21 protein-coding genes and 2 pseudogenes are annotated in these 20,409 nt (G+C 36.7%); 7 read left to right on the forward strand and 16 right to left on the reverse strand.

The window, feature by feature from the left end:
• Positions 1 to 206: 206 nt before the first annotated feature.
• The 5 genes from AXA65_RS17075 to AXA65_RS17095 all read right to left on the reverse strand — a co-directional run bounded on the left by AXA65_RS17075 (position 207) and on the right by AXA65_RS17095 (position 6,049).
• Complete coding sequence (locus AXA65_RS17075; protein WP_063971271.1) at positions 207 to 1,055, reverse strand: hypothetical protein; 849 nt, start codon at positions 1,053 to 1,055, stop codon at positions 207 to 209.
• Between the two features lie 8 nt (positions 1,056 to 1,063).
• Positions 1,064 to 1,678, reverse strand: coding sequence for a DUF1684 domain-containing protein (locus AXA65_RS17080; RefSeq protein ID WP_185114332.1), 615 nt, complete (start codon positions 1,676 to 1,678; stop codon positions 1,064 to 1,066).
• Positions 1,679 to 1,861: 183 nt separating this feature from the next.
• On the reverse strand, positions 1,862 to 3,013 hold the full coding sequence (locus tag AXA65_RS17085; RefSeq protein ID WP_063971272.1) for an AI-2E family transporter: 1,152 nt from the start codon (positions 3,011 to 3,013) through the stop codon (positions 1,862 to 1,864).
• Positions 3,014 to 3,125: 112 nt separating this feature from the next.
• On the reverse strand, positions 3,126 to 4,133 hold the full coding sequence (locus tag AXA65_RS17090; protein ID WP_063971273.1) for a WD40/YVTN/BNR-like repeat-containing protein: 1,008 nt from the start codon (positions 4,131 to 4,133) through the stop codon (positions 3,126 to 3,128).
• Positions 4,134 to 4,405: 272 nt separating this feature from the next.
• Positions 4,406 to 6,049 (reverse strand): APC family permease, encoded by a 1,644-nt coding sequence (locus AXA65_RS17095; RefSeq protein WP_063971274.1) that lies wholly within the window; start codon positions 6,047 to 6,049, stop codon positions 4,406 to 4,408.
• A 178-nt stretch (positions 6,050 to 6,227) separates the two neighbouring features.
• Here AXA65_RS17095 and pnuC point away from each other — a divergent pair, with 178 nt between their 5' ends.
• Positions 6,228 to 6,890, forward strand: a complete 663-nt coding sequence (gene pnuC / locus AXA65_RS17100; RefSeq protein WP_063971275.1) for a nicotinamide riboside transporter PnuC — start codon at positions 6,228 to 6,230, stop codon at positions 6,888 to 6,890.
• A 28-nt stretch (positions 6,891 to 6,918) separates the two neighbouring features.
• Here the strand turns inward: pnuC and AXA65_RS17105 are convergent, their stop codons facing one another.
• From AXA65_RS17105 to AXA65_RS19655, 4 genes are all read right to left on the reverse strand, one after another.
• Positions 6,919 to 7,155: a hypothetical protein gene (locus AXA65_RS17105; protein WP_063971276.1), complete on the reverse strand. Its 237-nt coding sequence runs from the start codon at positions 7,153 to 7,155 to the stop codon at positions 6,919 to 6,921.
• A 45-nt stretch (positions 7,156 to 7,200) separates the two neighbouring features.
• Positions 7,201 to 7,629 carry a DUF4268 domain-containing protein gene (locus AXA65_RS17110; RefSeq protein WP_063971277.1) on the reverse strand — a complete coding sequence of 143 codons (429 nt, stop codon included), beginning with the start codon at positions 7,627 to 7,629 and terminating at the stop codon, positions 7,201 to 7,203.
• A gap of 95 nt (positions 7,630 to 7,724) precedes the next feature.
• Positions 7,725 to 8,660 (reverse strand): NAD(P)H-dependent flavin oxidoreductase, encoded by a 936-nt coding sequence (locus AXA65_RS17115; protein ID WP_063971286.1) that lies wholly within the window; start codon positions 8,658 to 8,660, stop codon positions 7,725 to 7,727.
• Positions 8,661 to 8,953: 293 nt separating this feature from the next.
• Positions 8,954 to 10,483 (reverse strand): T9SS type A sorting domain-containing protein, encoded by a 1,530-nt coding sequence (locus AXA65_RS19655; protein WP_096030811.1) that lies wholly within the window; start codon positions 10,481 to 10,483, stop codon positions 8,954 to 8,956.
• Between the two features lie 293 nt (positions 10,484 to 10,776).
• Here AXA65_RS19655 and AXA65_RS17125 point away from each other — a divergent pair, with 293 nt between their 5' ends.
• Positions 10,777 to 11,565, forward strand: a complete 789-nt coding sequence (locus tag AXA65_RS17125) for a HipA family kinase (protein WP_063971278.1) — start codon at positions 10,777 to 10,779, stop codon at positions 11,563 to 11,565.
• Complete coding sequence (locus tag AXA65_RS17130; protein ID WP_063971287.1) at positions 11,543 to 11,926, forward strand: DUF3037 domain-containing protein; 384 nt, start codon at positions 11,543 to 11,545, stop codon at positions 11,924 to 11,926. The genes AXA65_RS17125 and AXA65_RS17130 overlap by 23 nt, the downstream gene beginning before the upstream one ends.
• Before the next feature lie 14 nt (positions 11,927 to 11,940).
• Here the strand turns inward: AXA65_RS17130 and AXA65_RS17135 are convergent, their stop codons facing one another.
• From AXA65_RS17135 to AXA65_RS17150, 5 genes and pseudogenes are all read right to left on the reverse strand, one after another.
• The gene (locus tag AXA65_RS17135) at positions 11,941 to 12,477 is read right to left on the reverse strand and encodes a GNAT family N-acetyltransferase (RefSeq protein ID WP_063971288.1); all 537 of its coding nucleotides are present in this window, start codon (positions 12,475 to 12,477) and stop codon (positions 11,941 to 11,943) included.
• 28 nt (positions 12,478 to 12,505) lie between these two features.
• Positions 12,506 to 12,700 (reverse strand): annotated as a pseudogene (locus AXA65_RS20305) (nuclear transport factor 2 family protein); the annotation flags it as partial.
• Positions 12,701 to 12,712: 12 nt separating this feature from the next.
• The gene (locus AXA65_RS20310) at positions 12,713 to 12,868 is read right to left on the reverse strand and encodes a hypothetical protein (RefSeq protein ID WP_228391703.1); all 156 of its coding nucleotides are present in this window, start codon (positions 12,866 to 12,868) and stop codon (positions 12,713 to 12,715) included.
• 81 nt (positions 12,869 to 12,949) lie between these two features.
• A complete protein-coding gene (locus AXA65_RS20505; protein WP_063971279.1) occupies positions 12,950 to 13,993 on the reverse strand; it encodes a bifunctional transcriptional activator/DNA repair enzyme AdaA in 1,044 nt (347 codons plus the stop codon).
• A 2-nt stretch (positions 13,994 to 13,995) separates the two neighbouring features.
• Positions 13,996 to 14,718 (reverse strand): annotated as a pseudogene (locus tag AXA65_RS17150) (isocitrate lyase/phosphoenolpyruvate mutase family protein); the annotation flags it as partial.
• 175 nt (positions 14,719 to 14,893) lie between these two features.
• On the opposite strand from AXA65_RS17150, the gene AXA65_RS17155 reads away from it, so the two are divergent.
• The 3 genes from AXA65_RS17155 (at position 14,894) to AXA65_RS17165 (ending at position 18,277) form a co-directional block, all read left to right on the forward strand.
• The gene (locus tag AXA65_RS17155; RefSeq protein ID WP_063971280.1) at positions 14,894 to 16,483 is read left to right on the forward strand and encodes a class I SAM-dependent methyltransferase; all 1,590 of its coding nucleotides are present in this window, start codon (positions 14,894 to 14,896) and stop codon (positions 16,481 to 16,483) included.
• Positions 16,484 to 16,551: 68 nt separating this feature from the next.
• Positions 16,552 to 17,349, forward strand: a complete 798-nt coding sequence (locus AXA65_RS17160) for a hypothetical protein (RefSeq protein WP_063971281.1) — start codon at positions 16,552 to 16,554, stop codon at positions 17,347 to 17,349.
• 73 nt (positions 17,350 to 17,422) lie between these two features.
• Positions 17,423 to 18,277, forward strand: coding sequence for a hypothetical protein (locus AXA65_RS17165; RefSeq protein ID WP_063971282.1), 855 nt, complete (start codon positions 17,423 to 17,425; stop codon positions 18,275 to 18,277).
• 51 nt (positions 18,278 to 18,328) lie between these two features.
• Here the strand turns inward: AXA65_RS17165 and AXA65_RS17170 are convergent, their stop codons facing one another.
• Positions 18,329 to 18,655: a hypothetical protein gene (locus AXA65_RS17170; RefSeq protein WP_131797845.1), complete on the reverse strand. Its 327-nt coding sequence runs from the start codon at positions 18,653 to 18,655 to the stop codon at positions 18,329 to 18,331.
• Between the two features lie 98 nt (positions 18,656 to 18,753).
• Positions 18,754 to 19,251, reverse strand: coding sequence for a hypothetical protein (locus AXA65_RS17175; protein ID WP_063971283.1), 498 nt, complete (start codon positions 19,249 to 19,251; stop codon positions 18,754 to 18,756).
• Positions 19,252 to 19,347: 96 nt separating this feature from the next.
• On the opposite strand from AXA65_RS17175, the gene AXA65_RS17180 reads away from it, so the two are divergent.
• Positions 19,348 to 20,394 carry a hypothetical protein gene (locus tag AXA65_RS17180; RefSeq protein ID WP_063971284.1) on the forward strand — a complete coding sequence of 349 codons (1,047 nt, stop codon included), beginning with the start codon at positions 19,348 to 19,350 and terminating at the stop codon, positions 20,392 to 20,394.
• Positions 20,395 to 20,409 lie beyond the last annotated feature (15 nt).

The following is a 20,409-nucleotide window of genomic DNA, read 5'->3' on the forward strand; positions in this document are numbered from 1 at the left end:
AATATTTATTGCAATGAGCTCTAAATCAGATAATTTTGGTTTAATTGGTTTGAAATAAAAATTTTCTTTGATGGTTAATTTTCTTAATTCCTTTAAAATAAAATCGTAAATTGCATCTAGGTTATTCATAACGTATTAGATTGATAGTCAATACAATATACGAAATTTTCGTATTATGAGTAACCTTGTTTATAATGCACTACGGGTTAATAATTATAAAAATTAATTTTATCATCTTCCAAAAAACCATCATAATATATTTCAACATTGAAGATGGCACTACTATTTCCTTCACAAAGTTTACAAACCATAACACCTAATGTTTTTAGATTTCTTTCTACTTTTTCTGTACTAAGGCAAAAATTCATGCCTATCTTCGCTTCAGTTGCAATTGAGGGATACGAAAAAGCATCAATATATGGTGTTTTGAAATAATTTTCATAAATTAATATTGAAGTTTTATATAAGTACTCCATACCTTCAGGAACATACTTTGTAAACTCATTCAATAAAAAATTATGAAATAATAATCTTTTTGCATTTTCCAGTTCGTCAAACTCATATAAATATATTGGATTGTGAACTTGTGCTATTCTCATAGGTTTTAAATTCTCGTAAATAATCAAATAGAAATAGTCACCAACTTTCAATCGAGTTTCGTAAATAGCATTTGTTGCTTGTCTTGATATATATAGAACAGGATTTCCAGGTCTATTTAAACGACCCATATTACAATTTTTTTCAGGTACCCAAAGCAAGTCTTGTTTACATTTCATAGAATGAAAAATCCTTTTTTCAAAATTATCATTTTCAGAAAATGTCCTTACTCTAAAGAAATAATATTTTTCTGATGAAACTGTAAAAATATCTTTGTTATTAAATAAAGAATATTTCTTATTATTCAATTCTATTTGAAATATTTTCTGAATTTCCTTTTGTAAATTTTCTTCTGATAAATTTTTTGCAGAAATATTATTGTTAAAATAATTAATTCTATTTATTATCTCTTCAATTGAAATATTCTTATAAAGCTCTTTAAAAAAATCAGTTTCCATAATTAAAATTAATGGTGATAAACATCTTCATACATCACGCCAGCTTCTATTCTCACGGGCAATTTGTTCTCTTCTGGAACAATCGGGCAATTGTAATCAAACGCATTGTAAGCACAATAAGGTTGATATGAAAGATTGAAATCCAAAACGATCATATTACCATTTGGGATCTTCAGATCCATATATTTCCCGCCGCCGTAGGTTTCTTTGCCATTGGTCTCATCACGGAAAGGAAGAAAAAGATGATCTTTATATTGCTCTATCTTCATCAGGTCCAGGCTTTGATAGATCGTGAGCGTATATTTTTTTCCATCGATCTCAAAATCAGCTTTTCCGTATTCCTGATATTGTTTGAACTTCCCGGAAGAAGTCGGCAACTCGAAAGGAACTGGATTTTCCGTCTTTACAAAATTGGCTGTCACTCTGTACTTTAAATTGGCCGGAAAGAACGGATGTTTTTTGAATTTGGTCAGATTATCGCCTCGCAATGGAGATTCTTTGGGATTTAGATATTCGGCGTTCAATTCTTTTTGGAACTTTTTGATTGCATTGAGGTTTTCCTTTTTGGTTTGTGCATTCAGAAACAAAGAGAATATGACAAATAGGAAACTTATTTTTTTCATAGTTTAATTTTAATTATTTTGGGCAGCTTGATCCGTCTTCCGTTCCCAAACCTAACGAAGTGGTTCGACGAAGTCAATCTTTTTTGCCGACGATTTCCATTTCAATAGAAATTCAAGTCACGCAAAAAAGGATTTCCACTCAAGTCGGGCTGCGGGTTTCAACTTTTAAAGTGGATTTTCACATCAATTTTTCGGTTCATCTTTCGGATCAGGAATGATCTCTACCTTTTCTATTTCTGACCTCTTAACCAAAAAATATTTATCAAAAGTCGATTTGAAAACAGGAACATCATCATCCTCACCCATCAGGAATCCCCACGATTGGAGACCTTCTACTCTATCAAAAACGATTTTCATGATCGCCAAGACCGGAATAGTCAAAAGCATTCCCGCAATCCCCCAAAGCATCTCGCCAATCACCAGACCGATAATCACGATCAACGAATTGATCTTCACTTTGGAACCAACCACTCTTGGCATGATGATGTTTCCGTCTATCGCATGGATCACCACAATGGCAATCACAATGAATAAAACATGACTGACGCCTGCAGTAGCAAACGTGATCAAAGCACCGATCAACAAAGCGGTGAAAATACCGATGTAAGGCAGAATATTCAGAATCCCGGTGAGGATCGCAAGCATGAAATTGTATTTGACCCCAATGATCGTGTACGCGATCAAAGACAAGATCGTAACGATCAACATTTGGAGAAATAACCCTACAAGATATTTCTTCACCATAAATTGGATATTATCGATGATCTCAAAAACTGTTGTATGATAGGTTTCGGAAAAACTCGCAACTAAAAATTTGATCAAATGTGTTCTGTACAAAAGGAAAAACAGCGTAAATAAAAAGGTAAAACCAGTCAACATCAAAACATAACCAATGGATTTCAAAGCTTTTTCCAAAATCGCGGTTCCTGTGCTGATGGATTTTTTCGCAGTGTCATTCAGATAGAGCAATTGGTCTTTTCTTTTCACGCCAAAAGTCCTTGATATCCAGCCCTGAAGGTCATCTATCAGATCCGTGAATTGTTTCTGGAACGATGGCCAGTCATTCGCCAATTTCGCCACCTGGAGAGACAAGACATAGATCACGCCACCAATGATCGCCAAAGCCAAAAGACTTGCCAGGATGGAAGACAGACTCCGTGGAAATCTCAATTTCTTCTCCATAAAGCGACTCAGCGGCATGAGTAAAATGGCAATCAACAATCCCAAGACCATCGGGATCAGAATCTGCTCACCAATGATGGCCAGAAATCCCAAGATCACAATGCTGATCAAGATGCAGGAAAGTTTGAGGTAAAATGGGTAGGTTTGATTCATGGTTTAATATTTTATTATTGACATGATATTGTTATGCCAACGTGAAAGGCGTAGTTCTAAAATACAAAAATTGATAGCAATCAAGATTTAGTGAAAATGGTTGTATCAAGTTCTATTGAAAACTCAATCTGACTATTTTATCTTTTCCTGCCAGGATCAACGTGTTCTTGTCTGCCCATTCGCAGGCGTAGAGGTTTTTCTCGTCGGAGATTTTGACCCAGGTCTTTCCGTAGTCTGATGAGAAACTGATGTGCTGATCACCAACGGCAACTATTTCTCTTCCTTTGGTCTTCGGACGGAATTTCACGCAGGTCATGTAGCCCGCATTTTGTCCGCTGGCTTGGATCTGCCAGGTCTTTCCGCCGTCATTTGTGGTAGCGATATTGTTGATATTATCGGCTTGTTTTGTGTAATCTCCGCCGACTGCAATTCCGAAATTTTTATCATGGAAATCGATCGAATAGATGCCTTGGGACGATGTTCCTTGGATAAAAGGCGTTTCAAAAACTTCCCATACGTACGGATTTGACCAATTAAATTTAAATATTCTTGCTTTTTTTCCTCCGGTTGCAATCCAGACCATACTTTTATTCATAGCAATATTAGTATTACTAGCAGCGAAATGCGCTTCTCCCTTATCATATTTTGGATAATTCAAAACCTCATAATTTTTAGAATTATTAAAATTAAAATACTTCGGAAAACCATCTTCATTGGGATCACTAATTGAAATTCCTAAATTTTTGGACTGAATAACAAATGAATCGTAAAATGCAGTTTTTGCAGAATCTGTATGAAAAATTTCTGATTTTAAAGTTTTTTTATCAACCTTAAAAAAATAAGCTGGACTCTCAATATTAATCATATAAAAATCAGTTTCATCTTGCGCTAGCGTTCGAAACTGTAATTTTTTCTCTGACAAGATAACTTGTTTCTTATCTGATCTGTCTTTCAAATTAATAAATCCAAACTTGGAATCTGTTCCGGAGTACCAGACTTTGCCGTCCCAAAGTTGGATAGCGCGGATGCTGATCTTATCGGTCAGTAATGTGTCCATTTTGAATTTCTGGGCATAACCAAATATTGAGATCAAGAGAAGAAGGAAGCTTAGTTTTTTCATTCTATAAAAATAAAGAAAGTTTGGAAAATATTTGTTCTTTTATTGTGTTTGGAAAACTCAATTTCAACTATAAGCTGTAAGCATGAATCTACAATGGAAACCCATAGCCCCGATAGTAACGGTTACCCCACAGCAAGCTATGGCTAAGCTTTGGCGCGAGGAGTAATAGTGGATAGCGGGAATTGCTTCTAAAAAAAATAAAAACTTAGCAATCGAAGAAGTCAAATAGCTCCAAAAAAAAAATTCCGCTCGTGAAAGCGGAATTGATATGATCAATCTTTGTTGTCGATATTGATGTCAACGTCCTCCAAAGGCTCTTGCTCTGCTTTGAAAGTCTCTCCAAATCCACCATTCTGCATCTTGGAGTTTTTCTTACTGTAAAGGAAGTAGATCACAAAGCCTAGACCCAACCAGATCAATGAATATTTCTGAGCTTCCGGACTTAGGTTGAAGATCAAATAAACGTTGATCAAAATCCCTAGTGTTGCAACAACCGGCAACATTGGAACTTTGAAGTTTCTTTGAAGATTCGGTTCTTTCTTTCTCAAGATCCAAACTGCTACACAAACCATTGTGAAGGCAAACAATGTCCCAAAGCTGGTCATGTGCGCCAGATCATTGATCGGCGTAAAAGCTGCAACAATCGCAATCACTGCTCCTAGAATATAAAGATTCTTTTTCGGAACACCTGCTTTTTCGTCTACTTTTGAGAAAGTCGAAGGGATCAAACCATCTTTTGACATGCCCAGGAAAATTCTGGATTGTCCCATGATCATGACCATTAAAACTGAGATCAAACCTATTGTTGCTGCAATCGTAATGATGTAACCTGCCCAGGCTTGTCCGGCAATATCAAAGGCGTAAGCAACTGGAGCTTTGATCGCATCCGGATATTTACCTAGTGGATTGAAGTCTGTGTAATGCATCATTCCGGTCAATACCAATGACACCAAAATATATAAAACGGTACAAACCACCAATGATGTGATGATCGCAAAAGGAACATCTTTCTTCGGATTGATTGCCTCGCCAGCCTGCGTGGAAACAGCATCGAAACCAACGTAAGCAAAGAAAATGGCTGCAGCTCCGGCAATGATCCCGCCATAACCATAAGCCGGATGCGAGACGCCGTTCTCTGTAATAGTTGTAGCAGCAGGAATGAATGGTTTCCAATTTTCTATATTGATGAAAAATACACCTGCCACGATCACGAAAATAATAGCTGATACTTTTAGGATCACAATGGCGTTATTCGCTTTTGCGGCACCTTTTGTCCCTCTTACCAATATAGAAATGACTACCAAAACGATTAACAACGCAGGTAGATTCAGGAACAATTTGAAATTCAAAAGTTCAGGAGCGGCGTTGAAATTGTTGATGGTTTCCTGAAATGCCTGTAATTTATCTAATGGCAGGCCTCCAGTAGCGATCTGTGAAGTAGCTTCTCCAAAGGCTTTTTTTGCAGTTCCAGGATCCGTTGTCATCCAATAAGGTAAATGCAGACCGAACATCTTGAGCAATTTTCCGAAATAACCAGACCACGAGACGGCGACCGTCATGGATCCCATCGCATATTCCAAGATCAATCCCCAACCGATGATCCAAGCGAAGATCTCACCTACTGTTCCGTAAGCGTAAGCATAAGCCGAACCTTCAACTGGTAATATCGACGCAAATTCTGCGTAACAAAGTGCCGCAAAAACACAGGCGATCCCAGCAACGACGAATGAAAGTGCCAAAGCCGGACCAGCATTGTAATAAGCGCCCGTACCTGTTAAAACAAAAATGCCACCCCCAATGATAGCACCAATTCCAATAGCCGTTAAACTCCATTTCCCCAATACGCGTTTCAGCTGACTTTTTTTGATGTCTGCTTCATACGCTTCCATTGGCTTCTTGATCCAAATATTTGCCATAATTTAATTTTTTTAATCCCCAAAAAATTTGAGGGGCTTTCTTCTGTTTGTTTGTTTTGAATTACGAAAATATTAAAAAAATATGACCCTTAACATTTTTTAACTAATTTATTTTATTTATCCATGTTAATTCGGGACTTAGCGCCATTTTTTTGAGTCTTAATAATTATCTTTGAAAATGGATTTTTTACAAACTCTCACTGCGCAATACAGTTCCTACGAGACCTATCTCATTATTTTTGAAGTTGTTGCTGTTTTCTTTGGTTTATTAAGCGTTTTTTTTTCGATCAAGCAAAATATCTGGGTCTATCCCACAGGCATAATCTCCACCGTTCTCTTCATTTATATCATGTACGTTTTCGGACTGTTGGGTGATATGCTCATCAATGTTTACTATACTGTTATGAGTGTTTACGGCTGGATCCTCTGGTCAAAACATTCGGATGACAACATCCACGTGCAAGTGAAAACAGCCAATAAGAAAGATTGGCAGATCGGTAGTGTTCTGTTTTTGGGAAGTTTGATTTTCGTTGGGTTGGTCTATTATTTCAAACCTTATATTGATAATCAATTTTCCATGAATGGCGTGAGACTGGGACTTTACCACTTGGATTGGGCCAATTACACCGACATCATTACCACTTCGCTATTTCTGGTAGGTATGTTTTTTATGGCAAAACGGAATATCGAGAATTGGATATTCTGGATCGTTGCCGATTTTATCTGTATTCCTATGATGGTTTACAAAGGGTTGGGAATCACAGCGATCCAATATATTATCTTCACAGCGATGGCAATTATTGGGTATTTGGAATGGAAGAAAAGCTTAGCGAGAAATTAAACTTTCCCTCAGATTTAACAGGAACTTTTTAATTACTTCCCGATAATTTATCAGCATATTCTTTTGAGAAAAGCACTTTATCTTCCTGAAGTTTCTCTAAAGTGGTTGGTAAAATATAATGGAAAAGATAGTCGTCCTTATCATCTACGAAAGTAATTTCCTTTTCCTCATCATCAATTAACTGTGCAAAAATATCCCACATCGATTCACCTTTCAGTTTCAGCAATTCGAAGAAGTCGTTGGCTTTTATTGTAATCTTTTTCATTGTTAATGTAAAATGTATAGTGTAAAAAGTATGATATATTCTATTTTAAACTGATTTAATGAAATCCTCATATTCGTAATAGAACATTTCGAAGGCATTCATTTTTTCGACGAAGAATTCGAAAGTATCTGGCCAGGTTTGCTTGTTGAAAATACTAACATTGTGTTTTTCTACCCAGATCCTGCTGATGACTTTTCCGTTTTCCAAAGTGTAAAACTCGTCCATAAAGAATTCTCCAATCTCATCCCTCAGCAGATCTTCCAGCGACTGAAACTTCTCGAAGTAAGCATTTCTGAACAATTCATCCTTCATTTCAATATCAACAAAGACCTCAGCTTTTTTGTTATCTGCAGAGAATTTGAAAGAAAAATCCTTGATCTTGGTGTCATACAACAGCCATTTTCGTGGAAAAGCTTTTCCGAAAGCTGTCCAAAATTCTGTCTTTAGTTGCTGCGCTTCTTGTTTTGAGAACATAATATATAAATGATGATTGATCAATGATGAGCGATTGTCAGGCTGAGGCTCTCGAAGCCCATCATACTTTATTCTTTTGCCTTTATTTTTGTTTCTTACAAAGTCAGATCTACTTTTGCTTCGTTGAATTCTCTAATTAAGTTTTCGAAGACTTTTTCAACGGGAAGGATCTCATCGATCAAAGCAGAAACTTGACCAATCTCCAATTCACCTTCCGTGAGATCACCTTCGAACATGCCTAGTTTTGCACGAGCTCTTCCAAGAGTTTCCTTCAGAGCTTCAATATTTCTCCCAGACTCGTATAAGCTTTCCAGATCATGGTAGAATTTATTTTTAATTAATCGTACCGGCGCCAATTCCTTCAAAGTCAATTGGGTGTCACCTTCCTTGAGTTCAACGATTTTATTTTTAAAATTGTCATGCGAGCTAGCTTCAGCTGTTGCTGCGAAACGAGAACCGATTTGAACGCCATCTGCGCCAAGAATCATCGCTGCTTTCATCTGACTTCCAAGACCAATTCCGCCCGCTGCGATCAGTGGAATATCGATATGTTTTTTCACATTTGGAATTAAGCAAAGTGTAGTCGTTTCTTCACGACCGTTATGTCCGCCCGCTTCGAAACCTTCTGCTACAACGGCATCCACACCAGCGTCCTGACATTTTGCTGCAAACTTGGCACTTGCCACCACATGAGCGACTTTGATACCTTCTTTCTTCAAAGTTTCGGTGTAGGTCTTGGGATTTCCGGCCGATGTGAAGACGATTTTCACGCCCTCTTCCAAAATGATATTGATGATCTCTTCGATATTTGGATAAAGCAAAGCGATGTTGACTCCGAAAGGTTTGTCAGTCGCTGCTTTACACTTCTGAATATTTTCTCTGAGGATATCCGGATACATGCTTGCAGAACCTATCAATCCTAATCCGCCGTTATTGGAAACTGCTGAAGCCAACTTCCATCCGGAATGCCAGATCATGCCGCCTTGGATGATCGGATATTGGATGTTGAAAAGCTGTGTGATTCTGTTCATTTCTGATTGTTGATTCTCGAATGATCTTTTGGCTAATCCAAAATCTATGAAACTGGACATTGATTTATTTTTTTCAAAAATAGGGATTCATCTTCTAATAATCAATAATACTGTACAGCATTAAAAATCAATCTTCAAAACCAACATCTGGCAGCTCTGTAATATCCTTATAAAAAAAGCAAGCCTGCTATCGTTTGACAGCAGGCTTGCAATTGGGTAAAAGCAGGCTTGCTGTTGCATCGAAGCAAGCTTGCTTTCTGTAAAGTCTTAGTTCATTATCAGTAATATGGATATTAATCCTTAATAAATTTGATACTTTCCACACCTTTTTCTGTAAAGATCTGAATGAGGTAATTCCCTTTCACCAAGGCTTGCACATCCACTTTATTATCGCCGTTCAAAGATCTCTCCAATACTTTTCTTCCGCTGTAATCTGAAATAATAACCTTATTTATTTTAGATTCTGAAGAAAGATTCAAGACTTCTTTTACGGGATTCGGATAGAGCGTGATCGTAGAATTTTTGGAAACATCGGAAACATTAAGCGTTTCATTATAGGCGTTGATCGCCAAAGGCGTTTTGGATTCGCAGCCAGCTACTGTCTGAGTAGCGTAGTAAATGGCATTGTTAACTATTGCTGTTGAACCTGACAACGGATTTGTGTGCGCAATGGCATTAGCTTCTGTGGCGTACCATTTGATTCCCTGACCTATGACACTGAACGATGACAAAGTACTACCATTACTAAAACTCAGTTTAATTGCAGGTGCAGATACCGATGTCCCGTTGATCACCAAACTGTTTGATGTAAAACATCCATTGGCATCTGTAACCTTCATATTATAATTTCCCGGAGCCAGATTGGAAATAGAACTGGTGGTTGCACCGTTCGACCAAAGGTAAGTGTAAGGAGAAGTTCCTCCAGAAACACTGACACTCGCTACTCCATTACTCGCGCCACAAGTTGAATCTGTTTTTGAAATACCTGCTGTCAAAACCGCTGGTTGTGTAATTATGAAATCTTGGGTTTTTATAACATTCAAAGCATCTTTAACAGTCACTGTATGAATCCCAACTGTCAGTCCGTTTGCAGTAGCTCCTGTACTGGAGTTAGTTGACCAACTATATGTGTAAGGTGCAGTTCCTCCGGAAACATTGACTGTTGCAGAACCATTGGAACCGCCGAAACAGCTGACGTTTGTTTGAGCTCCTACACTTACATTTAAGGCATTTGGGTCGATGACAATACCCGAATCTTTAACCCAGGTAAAAGCATCCAAACCAGCATATCGGTAAAGGCCTCCCAAAGTGATCCGCAATTCATCGATAATGATATTGGAATAATTTTGACCGTTGAGATTGGTCAAATCGATCAATGTGTATCCATTTGTAGGAGACATTGAAGTTGTAAAACCTGTCGTCTTTGTTTGAGTAAACTTGGTGACCCCGGAGAGTCTGCCTGTAATAGTAAGTGTTCCAGCTACGCTCAAGTCCAGATTGAGTGCAGAAAGATACATCCAAAACCTATTGACCTTGAACAAATTGGACGTGGTCTTGATACTGAAGGAAGGTGGAGACGCAGCATCATTGGAATTATCAATATACCTGTTGTCATTGGCTGTCCCATTCCAGCCTGTTCCTGGATAATTGCCTTGAATATCAAACGTTCCCACATGTGAAATGATATTGAAGATCACCCCATTGTCTGTAAAACTGGGAGATCCGTGACTTTCGGTTTCAAACTGTTCTGTGCTGGTTTGTGCAAAAGACAATCTGCTTATCATCAAGCAGAAGATCGTTATCAAAAGGTTAAGTTTTTTCATAAGATTTATTTTAATTGTTTATTCATGAATTTTAAGATTGATCTGTATTTCAATAATGTAAATTTAAATGCATCAAAGAGTTGAAATAGAATTATAGGGGTGGACAAATGGGTGGACAAGTGATTTTACAATTAAAATAGCATGATTTCCAAATACTTAAATCGACAATTCGAAAATTATCATTAAAATCATCATTAAAGAATGGGAGTACATTTGGTATCCTCACCAACTTTCCTAAACTCAAATTGGCGCAATCATTCACAAATACCTATTTTTACATACAATTAATACCAATGGATATATCCTTAAGAACAGTTACTGTCACCCGATACATCTTGCCTCTGCGGGAAGGTGGTTCTCTGCCGGCGTTGGCAGAAGCGGATGACGATTTCAAATATGTGTTGAAATTCCGAGGTGCTGGACACGGCGTCAAAGCTTTGATCTCAGAATTGATCGGAGGCAAGATCTCGCAGGTGTTGGGATTCCGTATTCCGGAACTGGTTTTTGCAAATCTTTCCGTAGACTTTGGACGCAGTGAAGCCGATGAGGAAATTCAAGACCTTTTGAAAGCCAGTTGTGGACTGAATCTCGCTCTACATTATCTTTCCGGTGCTATCACGTACGATCCGGGCGCAGTGAAGATCGATGCGAAATTGTCTTCCGAAATTGTCTGGCTGGATGCCTTCCTTACCAATATCGACCGCACTTTCCGAAATACCAATATGCTAATGTGGCACAAGGAATTGTGGCTGATAGACAACGGTGCATCTTTATATTTCCACCATTCCTGGGACAATTGGGAGAAGAACGCCGTGAGTCCTTTTGTAATGATCAAAGACCACGTTTTGTTGCCTCAAGCTTCTGAACTGGACGCTGCCAATGAGAAATTCAAAGCAATATTGACCGATGAAGTTCTGAAAGAGATCGTAGAACTGATTCCCGAAGACTGGTTACAATGGAACGATACCGAACTGACACCTACTGAAATAAAAAATGTTTACTTTCAATTCCTGACTTTGAGACGTGACAATTCTGATAACTTTTTAAATGAAGCCAAAAATGCAAGAGCAAAAGTTATATGAGTATGCGGTGATCCGTTTGGTACCAAAGCCTGAGCGTGAAGAGTTCTTCAACGTGGGATTGATATTGTTTTCAAAAAGAGAGAAATTCATCAAGGTTAAAATTCATCTTTGTGAGGAGAAATTCCGGGTGATCCATTCCAAAATAGAATATGAGGATGTGAAAAGACATCTGGATTCCTTCGTGAATATTGCTAAAGGAGAAAGATCGGCTGGCTCCATCGCCCAACTCGAAATCCCTGAACGTTTCCGTTGGCTGACGGCTGTGAAGAGTTCTATCATTCAAACCTCTCGTCCGCATCCTGGTGCAAGTCTAGACTTAGAAAAAACTTTTGATAGACTGTTTGAGGAACTGGTTTTGTGAGGAGAATTTAGAGATTAGATTTTAGAAAGATAATCTGCTTTTAAAATTTCAAAAACAACATTCAACCGTTCTGGCTCATAGGCGTAAGAGACATTGACCTCGTCCACCTTCTTTGCGCCCAGTTTTTCCATTGCTTTTTGCGAACGGATGTTGTCCTTCCCAACATGGAAATTGACTTTGTCAACGAACTGGAAAATATAATCCAGCATTAGTTTTTTAACTTGTGGATTCAGTTTTGAGCCCCAAAATTTGGTTCCATAAAAAGTATAGCCGATGAAAATCGAGTTATCATCGGGATTGTAATCATAAAATCTTGTGCTTCCTGCAACTTCGCCCGAATCTTTTTTAATGATTTTAAAAGCGCCACCACTTTCCAATGCTCCTTTGAAGAAATTTTCGAAGACTTCCCTCTTGTAACGGTCTTTGTTTGGATGCTGCTCCCAGACCAAAGGGTCAGAAGCCACAGCAAACACGTCCTCAAAATCATTCTGATCTAAAGGAATTAGTTTTACATTTTCGTTTTCTAAAGTGGGTTGAACAGAGAAATCCATTATATATTTTTTTTCAAAGATAAAAGTATCAACCGTGATAAACTCTGGAAAAGACAATTTTCCCATCTATAATTTCCAGCACTTCCCCGATTGCCATATCATCTTCTCCATCTACTTTTCTGGTATATTCCATAAAGACCTGTTCAGAATCAGCGGTCAGTCTGTTCACTTGATATTTCAAAGTTGGTAATCGTTCGAAGCAGTCTTTCCACCAGTTTCTAAGGGCATCTTTTCCTTAGATCAAGCCATTGGTCTCAGGTTCTCTGATCTTAAGTTTCGGGCTGTAATGTTGCGCCGATTCATCATACAGACTCAACAATTCATCTAAGTTCTGTTCATTGAAGGCTTTAAACCAAAGGTTCGCTATATTTTTTAAATCTTGTGAATTCATTGATTGATAGTTGATAGTTGATAGTTGATAGTTGATAGTTCAAAATTATTAAACATGGAATAATAAATTTTGAATATTGAATTAAAAAAGTATTGCTTTCTCAAGCTCCAAAAGTTTCTGTTTGCGCCAGATCCCGCCACCGTAGCCAGTCAAAGTTCCATTAGTTCCGATGACTCTGTGACACGGGATGATGATTGAGATTTTATTAAGTCCATTCGCATTGGCAACGGCTCGGACTGCTTTTGGATTGCCAAGAATATCGGCTTGCTGCTGGTAACTTCTCGTCGTTCCGTATGGAATTGTTCGTAATATTTCCCAGACATTCTTCTGAAAATCTGTTCCGACAGGCGAAAGTGGAACGGTAAAATCTAATCTTTTACCTTCAAAATATTCGGTTAATTCTACTTCTAATGTTTTGAAATGAGGATTCTCACCCTGAATAATATTAGCTTTGAAAAATTTTGAGATCTCTTCCAATTCTTTCGAAAGTGATTTCCGGTCAGAATATTCCAAAAGACAAATTCCTTCTTCGTTGGCGCAGGCGATCATGGTTCCTAGCGGTGTTTCGATTCTTTTGAGGTCAACTATTTTTTCAAGTTTCGAATGTTTTGGCGAAGTTCCAATGATGGATTTAAAGCTTTCATTGAAACCGCTCAGACTTTCGTAACCATTGTCCAGAGCAACATCCAAAACATTCTCGCCTTGCTGAAGTTTCTTGAAAGCCGAGTTGATCTTGAATGTTCTTTGAAAAGCATGGAAGGTCATTCCGTGGTGTTTCAAAAACCAACGTTTCACAGTTACAGGTAACAATCCGCGATCTATCAAATCCAGATCTTTGAATTTAATTTCTGGATTCTCGGACAGTTCATTCATCAATTTTTGGATTTCCTCAGGCGTTTCATTTGGATTTTCCAATGGTTTGCAAACTTTGCACGGGCGATAACCTTTTAAGATCGCATCTTTTGCATGATTAAAAAACTCAACATTCTCGGGTTTTGGTTTTCTGGCTGTACAAGTCGGTCGGCAGAAGATTCCCGTCGTTTTCACACCCATCCAAAACACGCCTTCAAATTCCGGGTCTTTCCGAAAAGAAGCCTGGTACATCTGTTCAAAACTTGGTTTCATAATTAGGAAAAAACAGGTGAAAAACTTTTCTGCAAAGCAATCGCCTGATTTATATTTTTTAAATTTTTATAAATATAATCATTTAAGAAATTACCAGATGTGATTCTTTTCACGCCTAATTTTGCAAGCGCATCAAAATCCGGCAAATCCTTCATACACATGACATTGATTGGAACATAGGTAGAACTCACAACTCGTTCAATATCATTTTTAGAAGTGATGCAAGGAACAAAAACACCATCAACATTCAGTTCTTCGAACATTTTAATTCTCTTTAATGTTTCAGCCAACGCATTTTTCAAACCTAACAAAAATGTATCGGTTCTGATATTAATGAACATTTCAATTTCTTTTTCCTTCAGTTCAAACATGATAGACCTTAGTTTTTCTGAGAATATATCTCTATCTAATAGCTTTCTCACACCATCAACTACAAAACTGTCCTCTAAATTGATACCGACAATTCCAATCTCTGAAAGTTTTGAGATGTTTTCAACAATATCAATCGCATCTTTGCCATAACCAGATTCCAGATCCACAGATAAAAGAATTGATGTAGATTTCGCGATTCTTTTTATCAGATAAAAATATTCCTCAAAGGACATTTGCTCGCCATCTTCATAACCAAGGCTGTTCGCAACTGCAGAACTGGAAGTCGCTAAAGCTTTAAAGCCTAATTCTTCATAAACTTTGGCACTTTGCACGTTCCAAACATTTCCAATTAAAAGCGGTTGTTCGTTCTAATGTAAATTTTTAAAATCCTGGATCTTTGTCATTTTATTTTTTTTAACAAATTTAATTTTAAACAAAAACAGATGACAATCGAAAAATGAACAGTTATTTTTTTATTTCATATTCTCCAAAAATTTCTATCTTCCAAAACGCAAAATCAACAGTTTTATGGATAAGAAAAAACTTCGGGAATTGATCTTCAGACATTTGGATGGGATTGTGACTGCACCGGTGATTTCGGCTTTGTCAAAGAAAAACATTTTGAATTTCATTAATGATAATCAAACTTTAGAACTTTCTGAGATCAATGAAAAATTCAATTCCAATGAAGGTTATCTGAATGTTGCAGTGAGAGTTTTGGCTTCACAAGGTTTTCTGGATTATCACTTGGATAATAAAACCAATGTTGTGAAAATATCAGTCAATTCTAAAACCAAAGAGGCTTTTTCTTATCAAAACATTTACTGTGATCTAGCGGAATTTTTAGCTGATCCAAACGTCATCAATTCCAAAGAACTGACCGAAGAGCTCTGTAAAAAGTGGATTTCAATCTTCGAAAAGCACCAATCTTTTTTGATGGAAAACGAAGATGAAAATTCATTAAAATATCAAATCCAAAAACATATCGAAGGTGCACTGGTTGGACCAATCATCATCAAATTGGGAATGAGCGGAATGTTCCACAAATACTTTATGGAAGCGAGTTTCAGTGCAGAAGAGTTTCATAAGAAACCACATTATTTTGAAATCATTCTCAATTATCTTTCAGAAATCGGTTGGTTTTCTAAGAAAGGAAATAATTTCCAATTCACGGAAACCGGACTTTTCTTCGCTAGACGTGCAACTGCTTATGGCGTAACGGTTTCTTATCTTCCGATGTTCTCAAAATTGGATAATCTGATTTTCGGAAAAGCGGCAGAAATCCGTGAAATTGAAGATGGCGAAGACGAGATCCACGTCAACCGAGAAATGAATGTCTGGGGAAGTGGTGGCGCGCATTTGACCTATTTCAAAGTGATAGATGAGTTTATTATTGAAATTTTCAACCGACCGATCAATGAGCAACCAAAGGGAATTTTGGATATGGGTTGCGGAAATGGTGCGCTTTTGCAACATCTTTATGAAGTCATCGAAAGGCAGACTTTGCGTGGAAAATACTTAGAAGAACATCCATTATTTTTGGTCGGTGCAGATTACAATCAGGCAGCTTTGAAAGTGACAAGAGCCAACCTCATCAAAAATGATATTTGGGCAAAAGTGATCTGGGGCGACATCGGAAATCCAAAACAGCTTGCCGAAGATCTACAATCCGATTACAATATTGAATTGGGAGACTTGCTGAATATCAGAACGTTCCTAGACCACAACAGGATTTGGGAAGACGTTTTGGAAACCGACAGCCAAAGAATCAGCACTTCGACTGGCGCATTTGCGTTCCGAGGAAAACGATTATCCAACCAAGATGTCGAAGAAAATCTGCTGAATCACCTCAAAAAATGGACACCTTACGTTGAAAAGTTCGGATTGCTTTTGATAGAACTTCACACACTTTCACCGGACATCACTTCGAAGAATCTTGGATTGACCGCTTCCACAGCCTATGACGCCACACACGGATTTTCTGACCAATACATTTTGGAAGTGGAGGTTTTTCACAGGATTTGCAAAGAATCCGGTTTGGAACCTGACGTTAATCTTTTCAAGAAATTTCCGGATTCTGAGTTGGCGACGGTGAGTATCACTTTGTTGAAAAGATGATATTGTGATTTTCTTAATTAGTTGGAAAAGATTTAATTCTTATCTTCAAGAACTATAAAATATTAAAAATGAAAAAATTGCTGTCTTCATTTGCATTAACAATTTGCGGTCTTTACGCCTTCGGCCAGGTTGGTGATCCTTCAGGTTTTACAGAAAAAGAAATCGAAAGCGGATCAGTTTATAAAAAATACAAGGACAGCAAACTGGACAGCATTGTTGTAGGAATGGTTGCGGTAAATTATGGAAATGCTTTGATATTTTCTCGTGAGAAAGATGAAATCCGCATTACGAATGCCGCAGATAAAAACTCAGTGATCACCATTGGACTGAAAAGTGGTAGGCAGGTTCGAACTTTTTTCTACAAAGACAAACCAGCGATCATCGTAGAAAATATTGATTTTGACCTTGATCATTTACCCAAAAAGGCGCAGATATCCAGCGCAATTTGGAACGGTATCAGTAGCAGTTCTACTGTTACCACCAATTATCAAATTTTTGGAGATGACAATCCAGATAAAACTTTCAAGCTTTATTACAGATTAGACGTTCGTTCGGATTTGGATAATTTGGATTCGATTTTTGAGAATATCGGCGATTTTTTTGACCAAGAAGATGCTCTCCTCAAACTTTTCTATGGAAACTATGCGGAGAAATCCGAACCTAAGGCTTTAAATTACTTAGAAACAGACATTTCCGGAAAAATACAGAATGGAATTTATTTAGATTTTAAGAATAAAGACATCAGTGCAAAAAATACGTATTCTATCTACAAGGACGGAAAAATCACCAAATCTGACAAAGCTAACCTAGAAGATTTCCAGTCTATTTTCATTAAATATCGCGAGGAAACAATGGATAACCAATAATCATCGTTAAAATGGAATTTTATGTGTTTTAATTTTCTAAATTTGAAATTAACAACCATAAAAACTAAACACCTTGAAAAAGATCTATTTCCTTTTGTATTCTCTTCTTTTCATTAATTCTGTTAATGCTCAGGAAATCATTCCTTTTAGGATCACAAAATACAATAACGTCATTGTAAAAACTTTGGTTAATGATAAAGATTCATTAGATCTTATGTTTCAAATTGCAATGGTAGACGCATCTATTTCGCCTGAAAGAATACGACCTGCGAAGAGTTTAACTTTCGACAAAAATGGAATCAGCGAAAACAATTCCGTAAAAATCGGAAAGAAAGAATTTAAAAATATCCGCTTTGTTGATAATGAGTTGACTGGTCAAGAAGCAGACGGAAAAATCGGAACCGGCATTTTCAAAGGGAAAACTTATAAAATCGATTATGACAACAACCAGTTCGTTATTTATGATCAATTGCCTGATGTGAAGGATTACAAGCAAGTTTCATTTACTTATAACAAGCAAGGTCAAATCTTTTTGGCTTGCCAAAATCTGATCAATAACGAAAGTTATGAAACTAATTTTCTATTACAATCAGGCTATCCAGGCGGATTATTATACAGCAATCAATTTGCTGATTCTAAAAAACTGAATGAAAAACTGAAAATCACAGGTGAAAAGACCCTGAAAAACTCAGCAGGACAAAGCATTAGCACCAAGCAAGGCATTCTGCCAACGTTGATGATTATCGATGATATCGCTTTGCAAAATGTATCAGCTGGATTCTTTACGGGAGAAATCAAGAATCAAAACAAAAGTTATTTTGGCGCCGACCTAATCAGGAGATTCAATTGGATTTTTGATGCGGAAACACAGATCATCTACATCAAACCCAGCAAATATTTTAACGAACCTTATTTCAAAATGAATTAAAAAAAAAAGAACCCTCAAAAATTAATTTTGAAGGTTCGATTATCTTACAGTTTATTTAATGCTTTTGATGCTTATCATTCCTTTGTTTTCGTGGTACATCATGCACATGATCTTACCGTCTCTTTCTGCGCATTCCTTGGTATGATCATAAACCACTGATACCTTTTCGCCGTCTTTTTTCGCTGTCAAAATATCCGCATTACAAACCAGGTAATCTTCGTTTTCTGCGACTCTGACATAAGTTCCCGTACAATCTCTCACAATGGTTCCCGTTTGCAATCTGTCGTGAACGGATTTGCAGGATAAAAATGACAATCCGGAAATGGCTAAATTAAAATGTTTGTTGCTTTCATTTTTTGATAATTTATTTGAAATCAAAAGTACAATTTTTAAGTATCGAAATCACATTGTTAATTTCAAAAATATAAATAAGTTTGTTTATGAAATTGCAAAATATTTTCTTTTAGAGATTTAATTTAAGCCATTCCAGACATCATAATTGTCATAAAATAATTGGCGCAATGCAACGCGTTCATTAGCAATATATCTTTGTGATTCAATTCCTCAAAAGCATCTGAAGTTGAAATTTGATATTCATAGTTCAATTCAAACCATTTCAAGTCGGGCTTCACTACCAAAAGTTCGACGCCATTAGGATTTGTCATTATAAAAGAATCTTTGAAAACGCCTTTCTGTCTGAAGATATAATCCTTTTCCACCTCATCAAAAAAAATCTGGATTACGATTTCCCCATTCCAGTTCATCGTGAATTTGAGGAGAACTTTTGCTCCATCTTTCAGTTCAACAGTTGTTCCCCAGAAGCCTTTCGGTTCGATTTTATATTTCGATTGGTCAGCGAATTCTATCTCAGCATCGAATTTGAACCAACTTTTATAACTTAGTTTCCCGATTGATTTTCCGTTTTGCATCAACTTGAAAAAAAAATATTTGTCTGATTTAGCTTGATATTCCATTGTTTGTGTTTTTTTGAAAGCTTAATTTTTTCTGATTTTACGGTAAACCGTAAGGAAGTTACATTAATTATAAATAAATTTCCAAAAAAATTTACAATGAAAAAACTAATTATCTTCTCTACCATTCTATTAAGCAGTTTTATGATTGCTCAAAACAAAATTGCAAACATTTATTCAACTTCGGAACTTCGTAATAAACACAATTCAGTACCAGCGAATGAAGAACAACAATTTTATGTTCAGTATTTGAAAGCAAGTCTTTTTGAAAATATAAAAAACAATTTTAATTACAAACAATATCCTAGCGAATTACTAAGAAAATTTACAGATTCAGTCGTATCACACAACGACTTTGGTTTTGACGAGCAAATTTCTAATAATCAAGAAGAGAAAGTAATGACTTTTGAAGAATATGCTTCACTTGAAAAAGAAAGGGAAAATAAACAAAAGCAAAGTTTGGAAAAGATGAAAAAAGAAGATCCTAAACAATATAAACTTATGACTAGTGTTTTGGACGGAGTCTCCGATAAAACCGGTGATGTGAAAAAAGATTATGAACAGTACAAAGAAAATTATGAGTATCACAAAAATCCTCTCAATGACCCATATTCACTAGAAAGTAGAAAATTAATCATCAAAAAATTAGATGAACAATTTGCCAAAAAAAATTACGACTCCGAAGAAACGAAAGAATTATTGCTGAAAAACTTCAGTCCAAATTATATCTACTTTCCACATCCAGTTTCCAAGCACGACAGCGAGGCGCAAGTTTATGAGGTTATTGAAAATGAGATTCTTGCATTTGGTGTAACTTCTGGTTATGCAGCAGGAACTTACGAAAATTATTATAAAATTGATGGCGAAAGCATAATTCCCATTTCCGTTTATCCTTACGAAGACCAAAATTTCGATAAAAAAGTTTCTAAATATGTTAAGAAAGGTTTCCGTTTTGAAGAACGAGCAGGAGCTGACATAAAAAAAATCGGTGATGACTATTTTTTGTCAACCAATTTGTACAACGAAGATGATGCAAATTGTTGCCCATCGTTGTTGATTGAATACAAAACAAAAGATTTTAAGACTTTTATCCCTCTAAAGATTGCAGATAATTCAGAAAATCCAAAGTGGAAAACCGTTAAATAATATAATAAATAAAGC

It is taken from the genome of Chryseobacterium sp. FP211-J200 (assembly GCF_001643375.1).
Classification (GTDB): domain Bacteria; phylum Bacteroidota; class Bacteroidia; order Flavobacteriales; family Weeksellaceae; genus Epilithonimonas; species Epilithonimonas ginsengisoli.

Coding starts and splice junctions, on each gene's coding strand:
- AXA65_RS17110 (WP_063971277.1), bottom strand. CDS start 7,629: ATGTTCTCAAAACAAGAAGCGCAGCAACTAAAGACAGAATTTTGGACA.
- AXA65_RS17125 (WP_063971278.1), top strand. CDS start 10,777: ATGGATATATCCTTAAGAACAGTTACTGTCACCCGATACATCTTGCCT.
- AXA65_RS17080 (WP_185114332.1), bottom strand. CDS start 1,678: ATGAAAAAAATAAGTTTCCTATTTGTCATATTCTCTTTGTTTCTGAAT.
- AXA65_RS20310 (WP_228391703.1), bottom strand. CDS start 12,868: ATGAATTCACAAGATTTAAAAAATATAGCGAACCTTTGGTTTAAAGCC.
- AXA65_RS17075 (WP_063971271.1), bottom strand. CDS start 1,055: ATGGAAACTGATTTTTTTAAAGAGCTTTATAAGAATATTTCAATTGAA.
- AXA65_RS17155 (WP_063971280.1), top strand. CDS start 14,894: ATGGATAAGAAAAAACTTCGGGAATTGATCTTCAGACATTTGGATGGG.
- AXA65_RS17160 (WP_063971281.1), top strand. CDS start 16,552: ATGAAAAAATTGCTGTCTTCATTTGCATTAACAATTTGCGGTCTTTAC.
- AXA65_RS17105 (WP_063971276.1), bottom strand. CDS start 7,155: ATGAAAAAGATTACAATAAAAGCCAACGACTTCTTCGAATTGCTGAAA.
- AXA65_RS17115 (WP_063971286.1), bottom strand. CDS start 8,660: ATGAACAGAATCACACAGCTTTTCAACATCCAATATCCGATCATCCAA.
- AXA65_RS17180 (WP_063971284.1), top strand. CDS start 19,348: ATGAAAAAACTAATTATCTTCTCTACCATTCTATTAAGCAGTTTTATG.
- AXA65_RS17135 (WP_063971288.1), bottom strand. CDS start 12,477: ATGGATTTCTCTGTTCAACCCACTTTAGAAAACGAAAATGTAAAACTA.
- AXA65_RS17175 (WP_063971283.1), bottom strand. CDS start 19,251: ATGGAATATCAAGCTAAATCAGACAAATATTTTTTTTTCAAGTTGATG.
- AXA65_RS20505 (WP_063971279.1), bottom strand. CDS start 13,993: ATGAAACCAAGTTTTGAACAGATGTACCAGGCTTCTTTTCGGAAAGAC.
- AXA65_RS17130 (WP_063971287.1), top strand. CDS start 11,543: ATGCAAGAGCAAAAGTTATATGAGTATGCGGTGATCCGTTTGGTACCA.
- AXA65_RS17095 (WP_063971274.1), bottom strand. CDS start 6,049: ATGGCAAATATTTGGATCAAGAAGCCAATGGAAGCGTATGAAGCAGAC.
- AXA65_RS19655 (WP_096030811.1), bottom strand. CDS start 10,483: ATGAAAAAACTTAACCTTTTGATAACGATCTTCTGCTTGATGATAAGC.
- AXA65_RS17090 (WP_063971273.1), bottom strand. CDS start 4,133: ATGAAAAAACTAAGCTTCCTTCTTCTCTTGATCTCAATATTTGGTTAT.
- pnuC (WP_063971275.1), top strand. CDS start 6,228: ATGGATTTTTTACAAACTCTCACTGCGCAATACAGTTCCTACGAGACC.
- AXA65_RS17085 (WP_063971272.1), bottom strand. CDS start 3,013: ATGAATCAAACCTACCCATTTTACCTCAAACTTTCCTGCATCTTGATC.